Source organism: Micromonospora sp. NPDC048935, from assembly GCF_043197875.1.
GTDB lineage: Bacteria > Actinomycetota > Actinomycetes > Mycobacteriales > Micromonosporaceae > Micromonospora.
The window spans coordinates 1-18,678 of sequence record NZ_JBICTZ010000006.1 but is presented as its reverse complement, the minus strand read 5'-3'; the positions used below and the strand labels follow the sequence as shown (position 1 = coordinate 18,678).

At 69.4% G+C, this 18,678-nt stretch carries 15 protein-coding genes; 4 read left to right on the top strand and 11 right to left on the bottom strand.

The window, feature by feature from the left end:
- The first annotated feature begins 53 nt into the window (after positions 1 to 53).
- Positions 54 to 1,139 carry a branched-chain amino acid aminotransferase gene (locus ACGFIW_RS17980; RefSeq protein WP_393316544.1) on the top strand — a complete coding sequence of 362 codons (1,086 nt, stop codon included), beginning with the start codon at positions 54 to 56 and terminating at the stop codon, positions 1,137 to 1,139.
- 121 nt (positions 1,140 to 1,260) lie between these two features.
- On the opposite strand, the gene ACGFIW_RS17975 is transcribed toward ACGFIW_RS17980, so the two are convergent.
- From ACGFIW_RS17975 to ACGFIW_RS17950, 6 genes are all read right to left on the bottom strand, one after another.
- On the bottom strand, positions 1,261 to 2,136 hold the full coding sequence (locus tag ACGFIW_RS17975) for an FkbM family methyltransferase (RefSeq protein ID WP_393316541.1): 876 nt from the start codon (positions 2,134 to 2,136) through the stop codon (positions 1,261 to 1,263).
- A gap of 61 nt (positions 2,137 to 2,197) precedes the next feature.
- A complete protein-coding gene (locus ACGFIW_RS17970) occupies positions 2,198 to 3,364 on the bottom strand; it encodes a glycosyltransferase (RefSeq protein ID WP_393316538.1) in 1,167 nt (388 codons plus the stop codon).
- Between the two features lie 9 nt (positions 3,365 to 3,373).
- On the bottom strand, positions 3,374 to 5,635 hold the full coding sequence (locus ACGFIW_RS17965; RefSeq protein WP_393316535.1) for a glycosyltransferase: 2,262 nt from the start codon (positions 5,633 to 5,635) through the stop codon (positions 3,374 to 3,376).
- On the bottom strand, positions 5,625 to 6,380 hold the full coding sequence (locus ACGFIW_RS17960; RefSeq protein ID WP_393316534.1) for a sulfotransferase family protein: 756 nt from the start codon (positions 6,378 to 6,380) through the stop codon (positions 5,625 to 5,627). The genes ACGFIW_RS17965 and ACGFIW_RS17960 overlap by 11 nt, the downstream gene beginning before the upstream one ends.
- A gap of 38 nt (positions 6,381 to 6,418) precedes the next feature.
- On the bottom strand, positions 6,419 to 7,303 hold the full coding sequence (locus ACGFIW_RS17955; RefSeq protein WP_393316532.1) for a glycosyltransferase domain-containing protein: 885 nt from the start codon (positions 7,301 to 7,303) through the stop codon (positions 6,419 to 6,421).
- A 15-nt stretch (positions 7,304 to 7,318) separates the two neighbouring features.
- The gene (locus ACGFIW_RS17950; RefSeq protein ID WP_393316530.1) at positions 7,319 to 8,020 is read right to left on the bottom strand and encodes a class I SAM-dependent methyltransferase; all 702 of its coding nucleotides are present in this window, start codon (positions 8,018 to 8,020) and stop codon (positions 7,319 to 7,321) included.
- Positions 8,021 to 8,602: 582 nt separating this feature from the next.
- Between ACGFIW_RS17950 and ACGFIW_RS17945 the strand changes: the two genes are divergently transcribed.
- The 3 genes from ACGFIW_RS17945 to ACGFIW_RS17935 are packed head-to-tail and all read left to right on the top strand — an operon-like array spanning position 8,603 to position 11,189.
- Entirely contained in the window at positions 8,603 to 9,949 is a 1,347-nt protein-coding gene (locus tag ACGFIW_RS17945; RefSeq protein ID WP_393316528.1) for a glycosyltransferase, read from the top strand.
- Positions 9,950 to 9,974: 25 nt separating this feature from the next.
- Positions 9,975 to 10,304, top strand: coding sequence for a LuxR C-terminal-related transcriptional regulator (locus ACGFIW_RS17940; RefSeq protein ID WP_393316525.1), 330 nt, complete (start codon positions 9,975 to 9,977; stop codon positions 10,302 to 10,304).
- Between the two features lie 45 nt (positions 10,305 to 10,349).
- Complete coding sequence (locus ACGFIW_RS17935) at positions 10,350 to 11,189, top strand: hypothetical protein (protein ID WP_393316523.1); 840 nt, start codon at positions 10,350 to 10,352, stop codon at positions 11,187 to 11,189.
- 43 nt (positions 11,190 to 11,232) lie between these two features.
- On the opposite strand, the gene ACGFIW_RS17930 is transcribed toward ACGFIW_RS17935, so the two are convergent.
- The 5 genes from ACGFIW_RS17930 to ACGFIW_RS17910 form a co-directional block, all read right to left on the bottom strand.
- Entirely contained in the window at positions 11,233 to 12,549 is a 1,317-nt protein-coding gene (locus ACGFIW_RS17930) for a glycosyltransferase (protein ID WP_393316520.1), read from the bottom strand.
- 58 nt (positions 12,550 to 12,607) lie between these two features.
- Positions 12,608 to 13,363 (bottom strand): ABC transporter permease, encoded by a 756-nt coding sequence (locus ACGFIW_RS17925; protein ID WP_393316517.1) that lies wholly within the window; start codon positions 13,361 to 13,363, stop codon positions 12,608 to 12,610.
- Positions 13,364 to 13,393: 30 nt separating this feature from the next.
- Positions 13,394 to 14,341, bottom strand: a complete 948-nt coding sequence (locus ACGFIW_RS17920; protein ID WP_393316514.1) for an ATP-binding cassette domain-containing protein — start codon at positions 14,339 to 14,341, stop codon at positions 13,394 to 13,396.
- Positions 14,342 to 14,378: 37 nt separating this feature from the next.
- A complete protein-coding gene (locus ACGFIW_RS17915) occupies positions 14,379 to 15,608 on the bottom strand; it encodes a cytochrome P450 (protein ID WP_393316511.1) in 1,230 nt (409 codons plus the stop codon).
- Positions 15,574 to 18,678 (bottom strand): thioester reductase domain-containing protein (locus ACGFIW_RS17910; RefSeq protein ID WP_393316508.1); only part of this gene is annotated, 3,105 nt, incomplete at its 5' end. The genes ACGFIW_RS17915 and ACGFIW_RS17910, both read right to left, overlap by 35 nt.

Sequence of the window (18,678 nt, the reverse complement as noted above, 5' to 3'; positions counted from 1 at the left end):
TCATCCTCGGTGACCTGAGCGCCCAGGGACGCGGCCATTGAGAGGACCCGGCCATGAGTCTGTCGTTCCCGTTGCAGCAGAATCCGAGCCCGGCGAGCGCCCAGCGGCGAGCCGAGATCATGGCGAATCCGGGGTTCGGCAGGTACTTCACCGACCACATGGCACGGGCGGTGTGGAGGCCGGACGGCGGCTGGCAGGATTCCGAGATCGTCCCCTTCGGCCCGATCCTCATGCACCCCGCCGCGGCCGTGCTGCACTACGCGCAGGAGATCTTCGAGGGGATGAAGGCGTACCGGCACCGGGACGGCTCGATCTGGTCGTTCCGGCCGCAGGCCAACGGCGAGCGCTTCGCCCGGTCCGCCCGACGCCTGGCACTGCCCGAGCTGCCGGTGCCAGACTTCATGGCCTCGGTCGAGGCACTGGTCCGCGCCGATCAGGTGTGGGTGCCGGAGCGGGACGAGTACAGCGTCTATCTGCGGCCGTTCATGTTCGCGTCCGAGCCGTTCCTGGGTGTCCGCCCGGCGAAGGAGATCACCTACATGGTGCTCGCCTGCCCGGTCGGCGCGTACTTCTCCGGTGGCGTCAAGCCGGTCTCCATCTGGCTCTCCACCCACTACACCCGGGCGGCCCGCGGCGGCACGGGCGAGGCGAAGTGCGGCGGCAACTACGCCTCCAGCCTGGCGCCCATGGTCGAGGCCGCCGAGCACGGCTGTGAGCAGGTCTGTTTCCTGGACGCCGCCGAGGGTCGCTACGTGGAGGAGCTCGGCGGCATGAACCTCTACTTCATCACGGCCGATGGCAAGATCGTCACTCCGGCACTCGGCACGATCCTCGAGGGTGTCACCCGGGGGTCGATCCTCGTCCTCGCCAAGGATCTCGGCCTGGAGGTCGAGGAGCGCCCGGTGGAGATCCGGGAATGGCAGGAGGGCGTCGCGTCCGGCGCGATCACCGAGGTGTTCGCGTGCGGCACCGGCGCCGTGGTCACGCCGGTCGGGCGTCTGGTCTGGGAGGGCGGCGAGGTGACGGCCCCGAAGGCCGGCGCCGAGGACTCGGTGACCATGCGGGTGCGCCGCCAACTGCTCGACATCCAGTACGGCCGGGCCGCCGACCCGTACGGCTGGATGACCCGCCTCGTGTGACGACGAACGTCGCGGGCGGGGTCGGCGGCAAGGCCCGACCCCGCCCGCCGAAAGATTGCGGAGCATATTTCTGGTTGGCGGAAACCTTCGGGCAGCGGATCGCACGTGCCCCCGCGCCGGCTCAGCCGACCAGCCGGTCGACGTAGGACTGGATGTCGGCGTCGGTGACGACCCCGCGGGCGGCGAGAATGTCGAGGCACCGAATGACGAGTTCGAAGGAGAAGAAGACCGCGTCGGCGAAGATCGCGAGATTCTTCAGATGCTCGGTCGTCATCTCCGGTGCGGCCGGATTCCTGATATAGACGGCATCGCCGTCGACCGCCTGGTTCACCGTCAGCTCCTTCGGCAGCCTGCCGAATCGGGAGTGGTTGATGAGGGTCGACTTGATGAACAGGAACTTGTGGAGCATGAAGCCCTGTGCGCGCAGGTATGCGTCCAGGCCGCAGAGGTTCGGCTCGTTGTCGTAGAGCTGTAGGAACCGGACTTCCGGGATGATCGTGACCGCGCCCGCGAGCCGCTTCTCCGCGCCCCGCATCGCCTCGACCTCGTAGCCCTGGCAGTCGATCTTGAGCAGGTCGATGTCGACGACTCCCGGCAGGTCATCGATCCGATGGGTGTCCATGTCGATCGTCTCCACCAGCGTGGTCTCGTCGCGCCACCTGTCGAGAAAGTCGATCGACGGTCGATGGATCGGGTACATGCTGCTGAATGCGCCGTTCCGGAAGACGTGCAGGGTCGCCGGGCCGCCCCGGCCGATGGCGTACGGCAGATAGTGCTCGTTGTCCCGCCTGGTCCTCAGCAGCTCCCGGTACGCCCTCTCCTGCGGCTCGAAACCCCACACCTCGCACAGGCCCTGCTCGACGAGAGTCTCGTACGGGGGCCGGTCCAGGGGGTTGGCGAGCGGGTTGGCGCCGACGTCGAGGATGCGCGGCCGACGCTCGGGCCGCACGATCTCCACCAGCGCCAACGATCGTCCCGGGTCGATGTGGTCAGCCATGATCGGGTCACCTCCTGACGTGCGACGGATCCTGTCGGGTGCAACGGGTTCTGACGAGGTGTCATCGCGCACCGATCAGCAGTTCCGCGGCCAGCGCGGTGACCACCTCCGTGGGGGACGGCATGGCGGCAATCTGGTCGGCGATCCTGCCGGCGTTGTCGCGGTAGCTGGGTGTGCCGAGCACCGTGTCCACGGCCCGGGCGACAGTCTCCGGGGTGACGTCGTCGGGGCCGAGCCGCACGGCGGCGCCCGCGTTGGCCGCCCGGTCGGCATGCATGGACTGGTCCGCTCCCTGCGGCACGACCACCATGGGCAGGCCGGCGGACAGCACGCCGAGCACGGTTCCGGCGCCGCCGTGACACACCACCAGGTCGATGTCGGACAGCAGGTCGTGCAGTGGCACGAACGGCTCGAAGACGACCGCCGCGTGGTCGACGTCGAAGTCGTCGGCCGAGGCGGTGAGCCCGACGGGCACCCGCAGCGCCGCGCCGGTGCGGGCGAGCGCTCGCAGGATGGGATCGAGCCGCCGGGCGTCGGTGAAGAGGGTGCCGAAGGTGACCAGGATCCGTGGCTGCCCGAGAAGCGCGCGGAGCACGGGGATGCGCTGGCCGCGTGGAGCGCGGTGTGCCTCGGGGCGCAGTGGCCGCCATCGTTCGGGGGCCTGCCAGTCGTCGCGTCGCATCGCCGGAGGGCAGACGTCCAGCACCCAGCGGGGCGGCCGAGGCGTCAGCCCGCGGCTTTCGTACTGCCCGGACACCTCCTGCCGCAACCTCTGCTGGAACTCCGGCGAACCCTCCGGCCCCACCGTCAGCGTGGCGGTGGGCACGTCCAGGGCGCTGGCGACGAGCGGTCCGAGAACGTCCGTCGGATCGGTGACGATCAGATCCGGCCGCCAGGCCCGAGCCGCCGCCAGGCTGTCCGCCGCGGAGAGGTCGATCCTGGCGTTGCCGAATGCCTCAAGCTGGGCGGCGAGGGTCGCCCCCGCCATGACGTCCTCACCGGTACGACGGAGAACCTCGGCACGGAGGACATCCGCGTCCGCGCCGGTGGGAAGCATCTCGAACTCCTCGCCGCCGAAGACCGTCGTGACCGACTCCGGCACCATCAGCGACACCGCGTGTCCCTGGTCGGTGAAGGCTCGTGCGGTCGGCACCTGGTGCAGGAGGTGACCGAGCAGCGGCACCCCGGTGAAGACGACCCGCAGGTGTCGACGCTTCGGTGTGTTCATCCGTGCCGCTCAGACGAACGCGTGGTCGAGGGACGGGCCGAACGACACGATCCTGGTCTGCGAGAGCAGGTCGAGGTCTGCCGGCTGGTAGGTGTGTCGAGAGGTGTCGGTGTGGCGTACGTACACGTAGTTGAAGCGATCGGTCGCGTAGGTGGCGAACCCCTGTTGCGCCGCGTCGATGACGAACCTGATGTCCTCGCCCCTGGTCTGGTCGGCGAACTTCACCACATCGCACAACTCCCGGCGCATCAGGAGTGTCCCGCCGCACAGGGGTGTGCCGTAGACGTGCTCGGTGCCGGGGAAGATCACGCCGAGGGCGGGAAGCCGCTCAAGGAAGATGAATCTGGTCCATTTTCCGACGATGTCCGCCTCGGTGTACTCGAAGGCGCGCAGCTGGTCTTCCAGATAGTGCGGCCCGTAGTGGTCGTCGTCGTCGATCCGGGCGACGTACGGCGCGGACGCCGCCTTGATCAGCTCGTTGCACACGGACCCCAGGGACAGCTCACTCGGTAGGCGCACCACCGTGAGGTGCTTGATCGACTGGGCCGCCGCGGCGTCGCGGATGCGGGACTCCGGTTCGTCGACGCCGTGCAGGCCGAGGATCAGCTCAATCTCGGCATGGGTCTGTCGACCGACGTTTCTGATGATGCTCTCGTATCCGCCGTGTCGATGGGTCGGCGCCACGATCGAGACGCGGGGCCGCGGCTTCGGGCTGACGCGGAGGCCGACCGTCCGCAGGAGATCGTCGACGCGGTGCGCGTAGGTGTGTTCCCGCATCACCCACCGGACCCCCCGCACGGCCTGCCGGTCTCTCAGCTCGCTGCTGGCCAGGAGGGCCTTGACCAGCAACTGCGGCGATGACCTGTTCGAGTCGACGTCCACACCACCGGGGCCCACCATCGCGACGGCCTCCGGTGACGCGCCACTGATCACCGGAGTGCCACAGGCCACCGGCTCCAGGAGGGCGGGCGAGAGGCTCGTGGCGTCCGAGACCGGGTCCACCTGGAGGAAGACCCGGTAGCGCCGGTACGCGCTCAGCAGTTGGTCGTACGTCAGGTGACTGACGACGTGATCCTTGAGGTCGGGGGAGAGCGCGGGACGCGACCCGGCCTCCCCGAGCAGGAGGACGTGCAGCCCGAGACCGGCGGCGGCGCTCAGGAGCCCGGTGCCGACGTCGCGAGGTGGTGCGACGTACGCGATGTCGCCGACGCTGTCCGAGAAGGCTCCCACCGGATTGTGGACACGCGGTTGGATCGCGAACGGCAGGACGCCGACCCGCTCGTGCCCGAGGTCTGCCCGGTACCGGCGCGCGCAGCTCGCGTCCACGGTGAAGACCCAGTCGAAGTGACGGGCGACGGGCAGGAACGACTCGTAGCCCGAGGGGTCGTCGTTGTTCCAGAAGAGGGTGGGCACCGCGTGTCGCCGGCAGTGGTCCAGCAGGTCCACCACCCACGGGCGGAGCCCGCCGTCGGTGGTGAACGGCCCACCCGCGCCGTCGGCCGGGCAGCTCGACTCGACCAGGAGGAGGTGCGGCGGAGCCGGCCGGAAGGCCGCGCGCCACGAGTCGCCCGAGACCGGCTGCACACCGAACTCGTACCGCAGCGCCGTCCGTGACCGCTCGCCGAGGACGGCCGCGACGCGCAGGTCGGGCCGCCGCGGCGGCGTGGTCGGAAGGCTGGCCGACTCGAACCGGACCGCGTGCGCCGGCACGCTGTCGCCGGTCGCCACCTCGATGTGCCAGGGCCGGTCGGTCGTCGGCGAACCGCCGTCGACGGCGGGAGGCGTCGCGCTGGGCGGTGCCTGCGTTCCTGCCCGTTCGATGTCGCGGTCGCGCATCATGCGCAGGAGCGCGGCCGCGGCGTCGGCCGTCGAATCGGTGGTCCCGGTGGTGACGTCGCCGGGTCGTCTCGCGGCGTCGCTCCGGGTGCGGATGACGAGGAGACCGTCGTTCGACGCGATGGCGCAGACGTCGAACGCCTGGAGGACCGCCGCGATCAGGTCGGGAAAGCGCATCTTCAGGCGGTCGACGGGCTCGTCGTCACGGATCACGAACTCGATCGCGCCACCGTCGACCACCACGCGACCCAGTTCTTCGAACAGGCGTGGAAGTCGCGCGGCCTGGAGAGCGTCCAACCCGACGACGGCACGGTCGAAGGTGCCCGCCTGGAACGGCAGGATGTCTGGCGTCACACGAGCCGGCCAGAGGCCGGACGGCGGCGGGAGCCGGGAGAGGTCGAGCGTGCGGGTGGACGCCGAGGGCTCAGCGGGCATCTCGGGCTCCCGCCGCGTAGCCCCAGCGAGCGCATCGTTCCTCGATGTAGTCGGGAACGGGTTGGGCGGTCGTCGTCTCCGGCCGGGGCTGAACCTGACCGGAGCGGATGGCGTCGCCGAAGTCGCCGATCCCCGGCTCGAAGGGGCCGTGGTCCGCCTGGCCGTACTCCAGCATCGTCGGTTCCCAGTCGACATTGAGGTAGGCGCAGACGGCCTTCGTCGACGCGACCGGATCGGACAGCAGGTCCTCGTACCGGATCGTGAGCCCCGACAGCCCGCGCCGCGCGTCCTCGACTCCGTCGATCATGTCGAGCACGATCGGAATGACCGTGGACTCGGGATCAGGCCCGACCCGCAGCGCGGACCGCACGATGTCCGCCGGGTTGCGCAGCAGGAAGATGTAGCGGGCACGCGGCCAGCACTCGCTGAGCCGGCGCCAGGACAGCGAGTTGCCGGGTGTCTTCTCGACGAGCACCGACTTCTTGCTGGCCTCCAGCAGGCGATGCAGGATGCGGTCCCACAGGAGGAAGTTGAGTTCCTCGTCGGGGAACCCCGCGGTGCGCAGCGCCAGCTCGGTGTACCAGGTCGTGGTGTCGACTCTCGTCTGCGGCAGGTGCAGCTCGTGGGGCGCGCAGATCTGTGAGTGTGTGTTGAGAATGCATCGCAGCAGGGTTGATCCGGACCGGATGGCCGACAGGATGAAGGCTGGCTCCTCGACGAGCCGAGCTCCCGGGTCAGCGTGCACACGTCCTCCGTCTGTTGTTCACCTGGGCTCGTGCGTAATCAGCTGCCGACCAACTGGTCCACGGCGACGACCGTCGCCGCCCGAGCGGCAGGTGTCGTGGACCCGGTGACCTCGCGGAGCCAGCCGGGCAGCTTCCCCTCGTCGAGCAGGTCCAGTGCGGCGGCCTTGCCCATGGGATTGGAGAAGTGGATGTGCGCGGCCTGGCTGGGGGTCTTCAGCACCTCTTCGAGACGCGCGCGCTCCTCCCCGTAGCTGGCCGCCTTCCGGCCCTGTGTGTAGAACTCGTAGTGCCCGAGCAGGATCTGTAGGTCCCACACGTCCGGTATGGGCGGACCGAGGTTCTCGAAGAGCAGGGCAGTATGGTCCAGCGCCACGGTCTCGCCTTCGAGAAGCTGCACAAGCGTCCAGTAGTACTGGTCACTGAAGGCGTACCGCTCGTTGGTGTCGTAGCCGAACTTCCGCAACTTCCGCAGGAGATCGAACCGGTCACTCGGCGGCTGCGGGTATCTGTCGAGCAGGTCGAGCAGAACGCCGGCCGGGCCGATGTACCCACCGCTGTTGAGGAACGGGTACGGCGGGGTGGGGGGAGCGTCCAGGATGGCGAATCCGAGGGAACCCAGCGGCCAACTGCCGACTTCGGCGCTGAAGACGACGGGCTGCCCAAAGGTTTTGTAGGCCGCTTCGATGTGCTCCTGTCCGCGAATGAACAACGTGTCGTACGCATCGGTGAACACGATGAGCTCGTCGGCCTCGACGTGCTGCGCGAGGTAGCCCGTGATGATGGACCGCTTGTCGCTGTGCCGGAAATCGTCCTTGGTGGAGTGCAGGATGACCAGGTCGAGTCCGAGAATGCCGCAGGACGGGATCAGGAGGCGTTGGAGGAATGGCTGGTCGAGGTCGGATGCTATGGTGACAATCTTCATGTCGCCCCTCGGGTTTCAGACCGTGAATGACGGCCGTGGGCGGCCGATTCCGATTCCGCCGGCCAGGATCTGTCGTTCGAAACTGATGTCGAGATCCTGCTCCCAGCGCTTCATGATTTCCTGCTCACCGGGCCGGTCGATGTCGTCCAGAATGATTGTGTAGTCGTCCGCGAGCAGCGGAGCGAAGAACGGGATCGCGGGATACCGGGAGTGCTGCCGGGCGGCGTCGCTCGCCGGGGGGCCGTCAATGACGAGCAGGTCGATCGGCTGGTCCGCGATCCCGCGGCGAACGGCGTCCGTCTCGTACCACGCGTTCTCCTCGTGGGGCCACGCGGACGCCGTCGGCGTCAGGGGAGCGCGCACGACCGTCACCACGTCGTCCAGCGACTCGTCGGCGAGCTGCTGTTCTATGGTGTCGGCCCACCGTTCGTCGTGCTCGACCGTCCAGACCTGCCCCCCTCGCTGCCGCGCCAGGCGTCCCAGGTAGATGGACGAGATGCCACTGCCCAGCTCCACGATGCGACGCCGCCGGTTGATGACGACCTCGTTGAGCACGGCGACGACACCGCTGGGACGCATTGCCGCAACATTCCAGGGCAGATAGTTCGATGACAGCGGGGCTAAAACCTGTAGTGCCAGCAGGTCATGCCAAACTTGATCATTCATAAAGTCTCCGCCCGCGGTAGGGATTGCGCCACCTGGGGATCGCTTCGGCACGGCCTGGAGTAAACAATCGACGGCCGACGATGGCAGTCATTGTGCCATTGCTGAGGCGAGTACGGTAGATGCCGGCCGCCGAGTTGCGTTGGCGGCGGGCGGCTGATTCTCCCGCGATTTCGTCGTGGTGTGGCTTTGTCCGGTTCGATAGAGGAATCGCCTGTGTTGCGGGCTGGGTGGTAAATGGGTACGGCTTCTGCTGATCTTCGGTTGTCTGCGCCCAAAGATGGTGTTCAAATCCGCTGGTTGCGGCGTCGTCGCTGGTGGGACGTTTCTCCAGGTCGCCACCGCTGTGGCCTTCGTGGCCACAACGACGTCTTCGCCGTTCGAAATACGTTACCAAGCCGGACAAACGCTAACTGCGACGGAGTCTTGCGCGGGTTTCCCCTGCCTTGACCACCCGCTGGATCGTGGCTAACATATCAACGCCCATCGCTAGGCGGAACGAGTATTCGATGGATCGGATGCAGTTCGGGCGACGTTGCCTGCGATTTTCTTCTTCTGGTTTCTCGTTTCTCGGCTCCCGTGCGGTTGGGTGCCTGGCGGACACTGCTTCGGCAAAATCAGCACGAGGAGGGTCGAGTGTCGAAAAGGGGCGGTGAGTCGACCGCGGAATCGTCCTTCGGCGGCGACGACGCGGCACCGCGGGTTTCCGTTGTCGTGCCCACCCACAACCGCGCCCAGGACCTGCGCCGCACGCTCGAGAGCCTCTGCGAGCAGACGCTTCCCGTCAACGAGTACGACGTGATCGTCGCCGACGACGGCTCGAACGACGAGACCCGGTCCGTCGTTGACGCCTTCGCCGGCAGACTGCGGCTCAAGTACCTCTTCCAGGAGGATCTCGGTGCCCGAGCCGCGCAGGTGCGCGACAACGGGGTCACGCGGCTACGCAACGCCGGCGCGCGGCTGGCCACGGCGCCACTGCTGGTGTTCCTGGACTGTGCCACGTTGGCCGGCCCGGACCTGCTCACGGCACATCTGCGCGCGCACACACCACCCGGCGTGCCCGGCCGGGCGATCGCCGGGTACGTGTACGCATACCCTCCACGCAAGGTCGACGACCCGGACTACGCGCCCCCGGCCGGGCTGGCCGAGGCCGTCCGGACGCTGACACCGCAGCAGGTGGCCGACCGCTACCGGGACGAGCCGAGGTTTCGCGACCCGCGGCACGAGGAGTTCGAGAAGGTCGGGTTCGACCTGGGTGGCCGCATCTTCCCGGAGGAGTTGTTCTGGAGTTCGAACTGCTCGGTACCCGCCGTCGACTTCTGGGCCGTCGGCGGCTTCGACGAGGACTTCCGCGGTTGGGGCCTGGACGACGTCGACCTGGGCTACCGGCTGGCACGTAACGGCACCGCGATCCAGGTGAGCCTGGACGCGTGGGCGATCGAGTCGCCACACGAGCGCGACGGCGCGGTGAACTTCGCGGGTCTCCTGCGCAACGCGGAGAGCTTCTTCGCCAAGTACCGCTTCGCCGAACCATCACTCGAACTCGGCTGGCTGGTCCTGCAGTCGCCCACCGAACCTGCCCTGTGCACCGTGGAGGTGCTCAGCCGCCGGGTCGCGGACTGGACCCGCGACTGTGCCGGGCGCACCGTCACCGCCGAGTTGGAGAAGGCGTTCGAGTCGATCGCGCCGGACGCACGCGTCGCCGTGCTCGGGGCGGGGGCCGTCGTGCCCGCCGTCCGGCAATCGTGCGTACTCGCCGACTTCGACCGGCAGGTCGTGGACCGGCTTGTCGCCGACGGTGCCGGGAGCCGCCACGACGTGCGCCACAACGTGGGCGTCCGCACCGCGTTGCCGGACAACGCGGTGGACACCGTCGTGATCACCTCAAGACTCGACGGGCTGTGGAGTGATTTCGGACCGGCGATTCTGGCCGAGGCGCGCCGGATCGGCACGCGGGAACCCATCCGCACGGCGGATCGCTAGCATGACGCGCCTCCGGGGATCCGCGATGCGAAGCGACGACGACGCGCAGGGGATCGATGCGGTGGAGCGGGCCACCCCGCACGCGACGAGGCCCGTGCCCGCCCGCAAGGTCCCGCCGCTGAACGTCCGGGACGCGGGTGTCCTGGAGGGCGTCGCCTCGGGCGCGTCGAGTGTGCAACTGGCGGCCAGCCTCTTTCTCAGCCGGCAGGGCGTCGAATACCGCATCGGACGACTACTGCGTAAGTTCCGGGTGACGAACCGGACGGCGCTGGTCGGCAGGGCGTACTCCCTGGGCATCTTCGAGAGCGGATCCTGGCCGCCCAAGGTGCGGCGGGACCTCGTGGCCGGTGAGTAGGGTTCGTCGGCTCAGCTCGCCCTCCAACTCACGGAAAGACTGGGGATGAACGAGACGGTGAAGTTCTCCTGCGTCGTCGACGGCTCCCCGAGATACCGGCACGAGGCCTGGATCTGGAGTACGACGCTCCTGCGCATCGCCCGACGCCAGCCCCACGAGGTGGTCATGCACCTCGTCGAAGGGGTCGACGGCCGCGAGTTCGACCTCCTCCGTGACCTGGGCGTGGAGATCCGCACCGTCCCGCGGTTCGACGAACGCCATCCGTACTCGAACAAGCTGAGCCAGCTACACAGCGATGCGCTGCGGGATGCGGACCTGGTCGTCCTCACGGACTGCGACATCGCCTTCGCCGACGACGTCGACGGGCTGTTCTCCGGCCTGGAGATGGTCGCCGCCAAGACCGTCGACCTCGCGCGACCGTCGTACGACCACTGGCGGCGGATCTTCACGGCGGCGGGCTTCGACTCCGAACCGGAACTCGCCCTCGCCACCCACTCCCGCGAGCCGACCTTCGCGCGCAACTTCAACGGCGGGGTGTACGTGCTGACCCGCGAGGCGTTCGCGGCGATCGGGAGCGCCTGGCCGAGGTGGAACCGGTGGCTGCTGGACCGCCCGGAGGTCCTCGGTGATCTGACGTTCCACACCGACCAGGTCGCGTTCGGGCTGGCGACCCACGAGCTGGGCCTGGCCGTGTGTGACCTTCCGCCGAGGTTCAACTACCCGACGCACCTCGTCGACCCGCTGCCCGCGGATCCGGTGATGCTGCACTATCACCAGCACCTCGACGATGCCGGCTACCTCAGAACTGTCGGCCACGATGCCGTGGACGCCAAGATCCGCCGGGTCAACCGCGTCCTGGCCGCCGAGCGGCAGACGGCGTCGTAACCGCGGGCGCGTCCCGTCGTACCGTGGCTGGTGTGTGCCGTCCTCAGGCCGCACCACGGCGGCGCGCGGACGCGGCATCCAGCACCACCCGGGCCGCCGCTCGCGCACCGTCCGGGAAGCGCTCGTAGGCGGCCATCAGTTCGCGGGCGCGGGCGCGGTACGCCGGGCGGGTCAGCACCGTGCGCACGGCGTCGCGCATCTGCTCGGCCGTCTGTCGTTCCTTGCGCAGCCAGAGGCCCACGCCGGACCACCGCACCCGGGCGTTGTTCTCCATGTGGTCCTCCGAGTCGCCGACTGCGACCAGCGGCACCCCCTGCGCCAGGGCGGTCTGCACGCCGCCGAAACCGCCGTTGGTGACCATCAGGTCCACGTGCGGCAGCACCTCGGTGAACGGGATGTACGGCTCCAGCACCAGGTTCGGCGGATGGCGGTCCGGGGGCAGCACCTCCAGCGGATCGCGTCCACCCGACGTGGCGACCACCAGCACCTCCTCGTCGGCCAGACCCCTGACCGTCGGCAGCAGGAGGTCGTCCGGATCGGTGGCGGCGGTGCCCTGCGTGACGAACACCACCGGCCGGCCGGCGGCCCGTGCCTGCGTGATCCGCCCCCACCACGGGGGCTGCTCCCAGTCGTCCAACCCCTCCAGCCGCGTCGGTCCGCAGAACACCACCGAGTCGGGCAGGTCGCGCCGGGGATACTCGAATTCGGGGATGCTCGACTGGATGTAGCGGTCGACGATCTGCTGCGGCCACGAGAAGAAGAAGCCCGGCAGCGGTGGCAGGCCGAGCGCGGCCCGGATCCGCGTCGCCTCCCGCTGCGGCTCGCGCATGACGACCCGACGGACCACCTGGTAGAGAAGACGGTTGCGCGCCCGGCCCAGCGGCCCGCGCGCCGGCGGCAGACCGGTGCCGTACGGTGCCGTGTCCACACTCGACACGTGCAGTGCGCTTGTCGAGAAGGCCACCAGGGGGATGTTCCGTCGTTCGGCCGCGAACATCCCGGCCAGGAAACTGTGGTCGGACACCACCACCTCGGGCGCGAAGGAGTCGATCAGCTCGTCGATGTCCGCGACGAATGCCTCGACGGGGCGGACGAACACCTCCAGCACCGTGGCGCCGTAACCGTCGACCCCGCCGGCGCGGTCCGGCGCGTTCTGTAGCGCGTCCCCCGCACCGGCGTCGGCCCCGGCGCGCGCGGTCATCGGCGCGAACCTCGCGCCGGTCGAGACGACCAGGGGTTCGAACGCCCTCCCGGTGTACCAGAGCACGTCGTGCCCCCCGGCGACCAACTCCCGGACCAGGGGTGTCGCGTAGCGCAGGTGCCCGGTGATGGCGTGCGTGGTTACCAGAATCGAGGTCATGTGGGGTCACCCTCCTGCCACAGTGGCGAACGTCGCCGCGCCGGTGACGCCGGCACGGTCACTCGGCGGTACGCGCGAAGAGCCGTCCGGTGTAGGTGAGCGACACGACCGCACCGACGATCGCCAGGCCGTACGCCCAGGCGACCCCGCTGTTCCAGGCGTGTCCCGCGTACAACTCGCGGGCCCCCTCCACCACAGTCGTGAGCGGGTTGGCCAGCGACAGCCAGCGCAGCCAGTCCGGTGCGTACGTCATCGGCACGAAGATGCCCGACAGCAGTGTGAGCGGCATGGTGATCAGGCTGACCCCCGGACCGAGCACCTCGTTGGTCTTGAAGATCAACGCCAGCGAGTACGACAGCGGTGCGATGCCCAGGGCGAGCAGCAGCAGCAGACCCGCCATCTGCAGCACCTGGAGGGGGTACAGGTGCAGCCCGAACGCCACCGCCGGCAGGGTGATCATCACGCACTGCATGAGCAGCACCGACGCGTCGCGCAGGGTGCGCCCGAGCAGCAGGGCGAACCTGCTGACCGGGGTCACCTGGAACCGCTCCAGCACACCGAAGTGCGTCTCGGCGACAAGGGAGAAGCAGGCGTAGAGGCAGGTGAAGATGGCCAACTGCACAAGCAGACCCGGGACGTACAGGTTGAGCACCCGGTCCGGGTCGGCCCCGCGCAGGCTGCTCTTGAGCAGGGGGGCGAACAGGATCAGGAAGAAGAGGGGCTGGACCGTCATCACCACCACCCCCCGGAAGCTCTGGAAGGTGCGGATCATGGCGCGCTGGTAGACCAGCCAGGTCTCGGTGAGCAGCTTCACGGTGCACTCCTTGGTTGGTCGGGGAAGGCGTCACTTCGCATCGCGCAGCGACCTGCCGGTCTTGCGGAGGAACACGTCGTCGAGCGAGGGCCGCTCCAGGGCGATCGACCTCAGCTCCGCCCCGTGCGCGTCGAGCAGGCGCATCACGTGCGGCAGCGCGGTCTCGCCCTTCTCCACGAACAGGCGGACGGTCTGCGGATCGGGTTCGTCCGCGTCCCGAACGAACGGCTGCTCGGCCAACACCTTGCGGATGGTCTTCGCGTCGCCTTCCACCCCGACCACGATGATGTCGCCCGCGATCTCCCGCTTGAGATCCTGCGGTGTGCCCTCGGCGGCGATCTGGCCGCGGTCGATGATGACCAGCCGGTCGCACAGCGCGTCCGCCTCGTCGAGATAGTGCGTCGTCAGGAAGACCGTCATCCCCTCGTCGCGCAGCCTGCGCACCTGGACCCACAGGTTCGCCCGGCTCGGCGGGTCGAGGCCGGCGGTCGGCTCGTCGAGGAACAGCAGCTTGGGCGAGTGCATCATGCCGAGCGCCAGGTCGAGACGCCGACGCTGCCCGCCCGAGTAGGTGCCCGTGCGCCGGTCCGCGCACTCGCCCAGTTCGAAGGCGTCGACCGCCCACCTGGCGCGGGCCAGTGCCGCGGACTTGTCCATCCCGTGGAACCGGCACTGGATGATCAGCTCCTGCCAGGCCGTCATGGACGGGTCGGTGCCGCCCCGCTGACCGACGTAGCCGATGTGCTTGCGGACCTCGCGGGGCTGCCCGACGAGGTCGGCGCCGCAGACGGTGGCCCGGCCGAAGGAGGGACGCAGCAGGGTCGCGAGCATCCGTACCGTTGTCGTCTTGCCCGCGCCGTTGGGCCCGAGAAAGCCGAAGACCTCCCCGGCCTTCACGACGAGGTCCACTCCGCTCACCGCCTCGACCTTGCTGCGACGGCCGCGGAAGGTCTTGCCCAGCCCGATACTCTCGATCATGTCTCCCGCTCTCAGGGTTGTGGCGGTCTCCGCGCACTCACGCCACGTCGGCCCGCGATGCCGGTTCGATGAGCACGCCCATGTGCTCGATTCCGTAGGTGCCGGGCCGTGATCGCAGACGCGGCGGGCGCTCCGGGTCGATCGACATCCGGTCCAGATGCGGGTAGAGAGCGCGGAATGCCCTGCCCGCGAACATCTTGCCGAGCACGGCGCCCGGGCAGAAGTGCGGCCCGGCGCCGAAGGCCATGTGGTCTTCCTTGTTCGGGCGGTCCAGGTCGAACACGTCTGGGTCGGGGAACTTGCGCGGGTCGCGGTTGGCCGCGGCGAGCAACGCGTGCACGAGGGCGCCGCGGGGGATCACCGTGCCGTGCAGATCGACGTCCACCTCTGCGCGACGCAGCAACCATGGCGTCGGAGTATATAGACGAAGGTATTCGTCGATAAAGTCGTCCGTGCGGTCCGGATCGGCGGCCAGCACCCGGCCCAACTCCCGGTCCTCCAGCAGCATCCGCACTCCGCCGCCGAGCAGGTTCATGGTGGTCTCCATGCCGGCGGCCACATAGGACCAGCCGAGGCCGACCATCTCGTCGTGGTCGACATCCCCGGACTCCCTCCGACTGACCAGATCGCTGAGGATGTCGCCGCGGTGCGGGCAGCCCACCCGCTCGGCGGCCAACTCGTCGATGTAGCCCACCAGACCCATGAAGTCCTCGAAGAAGCCCGGCACCTGCTCGGGGTCGAGGCCGCCCATCACCGAGAAGACCTCGATGACGGCCTGGGACCAGCGCTGCATCTCGGCCTTGCGCTCCATCGGAAAGCCGAGCATGCCGCCGACGACCCGCAGGGGCAGCGCGGTGCTGAACTGGTCGACGAACTCCACCGAGCGCTGGGCGAGCAGGTCGCCGACGAGTTCCTCGACGGTCTCCTGGATCCATCCGTTCAGGGTGCTCAGGGCGCGCGGGCCGAAGGCACGGTTGGTCACCCGGCGCAGCCTGGTGTGGTCCGGGGCGTCCCGGTTCACCATGATCGGCAGATCGAGGAAGTCGCCCCGGCGCACGTGCGAGGAGAACTGCCTGCGGTCGCGCAGCGCCACGGCCACGTCGTCGTACCGGCTCAGGAGGTAGAAGTCCTCGCCGTCCGGGGTCGTGGCTGTCGTACGGTGGACCGGGGCCTCCTCGAGCAGCCGGCGGTACATCGGCCAGGGCAGGACGCGATGCGCGGGATCGGCCGGGTCATAGTTGATCGGCTCGTGCGTCACGGAGTGCACGGACTGCTCCCTTCGGAGGGTCGACGAACCGGGCGGAGACGAACCGTCGCAGGTACGTGTGCAGGAGCCCGCTGGTCAGCGGCGGGCAGGTCAGTCCGAGCCCGGCCAGGGTCTGGCGGGTCGACGCCGACTCGAACCGTGGCACCCGCGCGTCGTCGATGGTGTCCACGAGGAACGGCACCAGGCCGAGCAGAGCCATGGTCCCGGAACGCGACCCGGTGATCCGTTCACGCCAGTCGTCCCAGGTGGTCAGGTCGATCGGGTACCCGAACGCGCGGACCATGTCGAACAGCTGCGGCCAGGTCAGCTCGCTGTCGTTGACCAGGTGGAAGGTGGAGCCGTCCAGGTCGGGGCGGCGGGCCGCCTCCACCACGGCCGCCGCCACGTAGTCGATCGGCGCCGGCTGGAGGTGGATGTTGACCTCGCGTGGCCCCACACCGGCCTCGATGCAGCCCTTGAGCATCATGTTGAGGTGGTCGTGCCGGTTGAACGCCCCGGTGCGGCTGTCCCCGCCGGCGTTGACCCGGTGGATCGTCATGGGTACGCCCCGCTCGTGCGCGGTGCGGACCATCTGCTCGGCGACCCACTTCGACTGCGCGTACCCCACCGACAGCGGTCCGCTCTCGATCGGCAGCTGCCCCTCGTGGACGCTGTCCGGCTCGTACTCCACCGAGGAGAACACGCCGACGGTGGAGATGAGGTGCACCGGGCGTGCCGGGCCGGCCAACGTGGCGAGGCGCAGCACCTCCAGGGTGCCGTGCACGTTCGCCCGTTCCAGCGCCCGGTACGGATACGTCCACTTGACCTGGGCGCCGCAGTGCACGATGTCGCCGCAACGCGCGTGCAGGTCGGCGAACGCCTCGTCGCCCAGGCCGAAGCCCGGCTCCGTCAGGTCACCGGGCACCGCGACGATCCGGGACCGGTGCCGGTCGACGTCGATGCCGTAGGTGTCGAGGTTGGTGAGGATCCGTTCCAGCGCACGGTGGGCGTTGCTGGCCCGGGCCAGGCAGTAGACGTCGCCGTCACGCCGTTCGAGCAGTTCGGCGAGCAGGAAGGCGCCGACGAAACCTGTCGCGCCGGTCAGCAGGGTGTGACGCGGGGCGCTGTCGGGGTGCCGCGCGGACGTGTCGGCGGCGATCGACGGCGGCAGCGCGGCACGCGCGGCCATCTCGTCCACGCTCATCCGGGTCAGCTTGCCGGTCTTCAGTATCGACAGCGGGCGGGGCTGGGCGGCGAGGACGGGATCCAGCGCGGGCGGCGTCGGGGCCGCGACCGGGTCTCCGTCCGGCGCGGGCACCCCGGGGTCGGCGGCGCGGATCTCGTCGGCGAGCATCGTGGCGAGCGTGGCCGGCGAGGCGCTGTCGAAGAGGACGTCCATCGGAACCCGTACGTGCAGATCGCGTTCGACAGCGCTCCGGAACTCGGCGATCATCAGCGAGTCGGCCCGTGCGGTGACCGGCCCGGCCGGGTCGATGTCCTCCGGTTCGCATCCCTCGACCGAGGCCAGCAACGCCGCGAGGTAGCGCTCCAGGCGTTCGCGTGCCTGCTGCGGGCTCGTCCGGCGCAGTCGCGACACGTCGGGTCGGGCGACCTTCGGGCCCGTCTGGGCCCGGGTGGACGAGCCGTTCGACATCGGGGACGGCCCGGCGGTCAACCGCGCGACGGTCTCCCCGGTGAGTGGGCTGAACGACACGCCACTGATGAGGGCGTGGAGCAGCCCGTCCTCGTCGGTGATCGACACGTCGCCGACCAGAGCGTCATCCCGGCCGGGGGCGTCGCGCAGAACAGCCGTGCAGCGTATCTCGCTGTCGGTGAGGGCCCGGTGGACCGTCATGCCCTCGAACCCGGTGCCGACGTACACCTGCCGTTCGGGTCCGGCGTCCGCCCCGGCGGCCACCGCGATCAGTTGCACGCAGGTGTCCAGCAGGAGCAGGTCGGGCCGTACCCCGGCGGTCAGCGCGGCGCACGACGGGTCCGGCGCGGCGACGTACCCGACCGCGGCGGACCGGCCGCGCAGCGCCGACTGCACCAGCCGGAAGCTCGCGCCCAGGGCGAAGGACGGATGCCAGGCCCGCTCGTAGAACTCGTCGTGGTCGATGTCGTCGAGGCACCGGCCGCGGGCCCGCTCGAACCCCTCCGGTTCCAGCTCGTCGGCGTCGCCCGAGTCGGCGGCGACGATGTCGGCTTCGAGCAGTTGCTGCCAACCGCTGTCCGGGTCGTGCGCGAAGACGCGGACGCGGGCGCCACCACCGTCATCCGGCTCCAGGATGGTCTGCACCGTGCGCGCGGCGTCGTCCGCGAGGAGCAACGGTCGGCTGAACGCCAGGCGCCCGACGGCGAACGGCCCGTCGAGGGCGCGTTCCGCGCAGCGGTGCATCAGTTCGAGGAAGACGACGGCGGGGACCAGGATCCGGTCGTGCACGCGGTGCTCGTCGAGCAGCGGCAGCGCCGCCAGCGACAGGTGCGTCTCGGCGATGAGCTGCCCGGACGCCGTGTCGGTGAAGTGCGGCCGCAGCCCGGTGCCCGCGTCGGCCGGCGCCATCCCGTGTGGTGACGTCGGCACCGGGGTCATCTCGTGCCGCAACGTCGGCACCCAGTAGTCGCGGTGTTCGAACGGGTAACGCGGAAGTTGCGGGATCCGCTCCGGACGCTGGCAGACCGCGGACCAGTCGACCGGTACTCCCCGGGTCCAGAGCACACCCAGCGACTCGTGCATCAGACGCCGGTGTTCCGGGTCCGGGTCGTCGGGGGCGTACGTCGGCAGGTAGAGGGCGGTGTCGCCGCCGGGAGAGTCCCGGACGAGGCGCTCGAGACCACGCGGGCCGAGCTCGACGAGCAGTGCGGTGCCGCTGGCCGTGGCCGCTTTGACCGCGGCGCGGAACTCCTCGGGATCGCGCTCGGTGAGCACCGTGTCCGCGACGACCCCGTGCGTGCGCCACCAGGTGACCAGGGGTTCGGGGTCCGGCGACGCGGCGGGCACGAGGAAGGTGATGTGTGCGGTGGTGGTGGGTGGGGTGTGGTGGTGGGTGAGGTGGGGGTGGGGGGTGTTGGTGGTGAGGGCGGTGAGGGC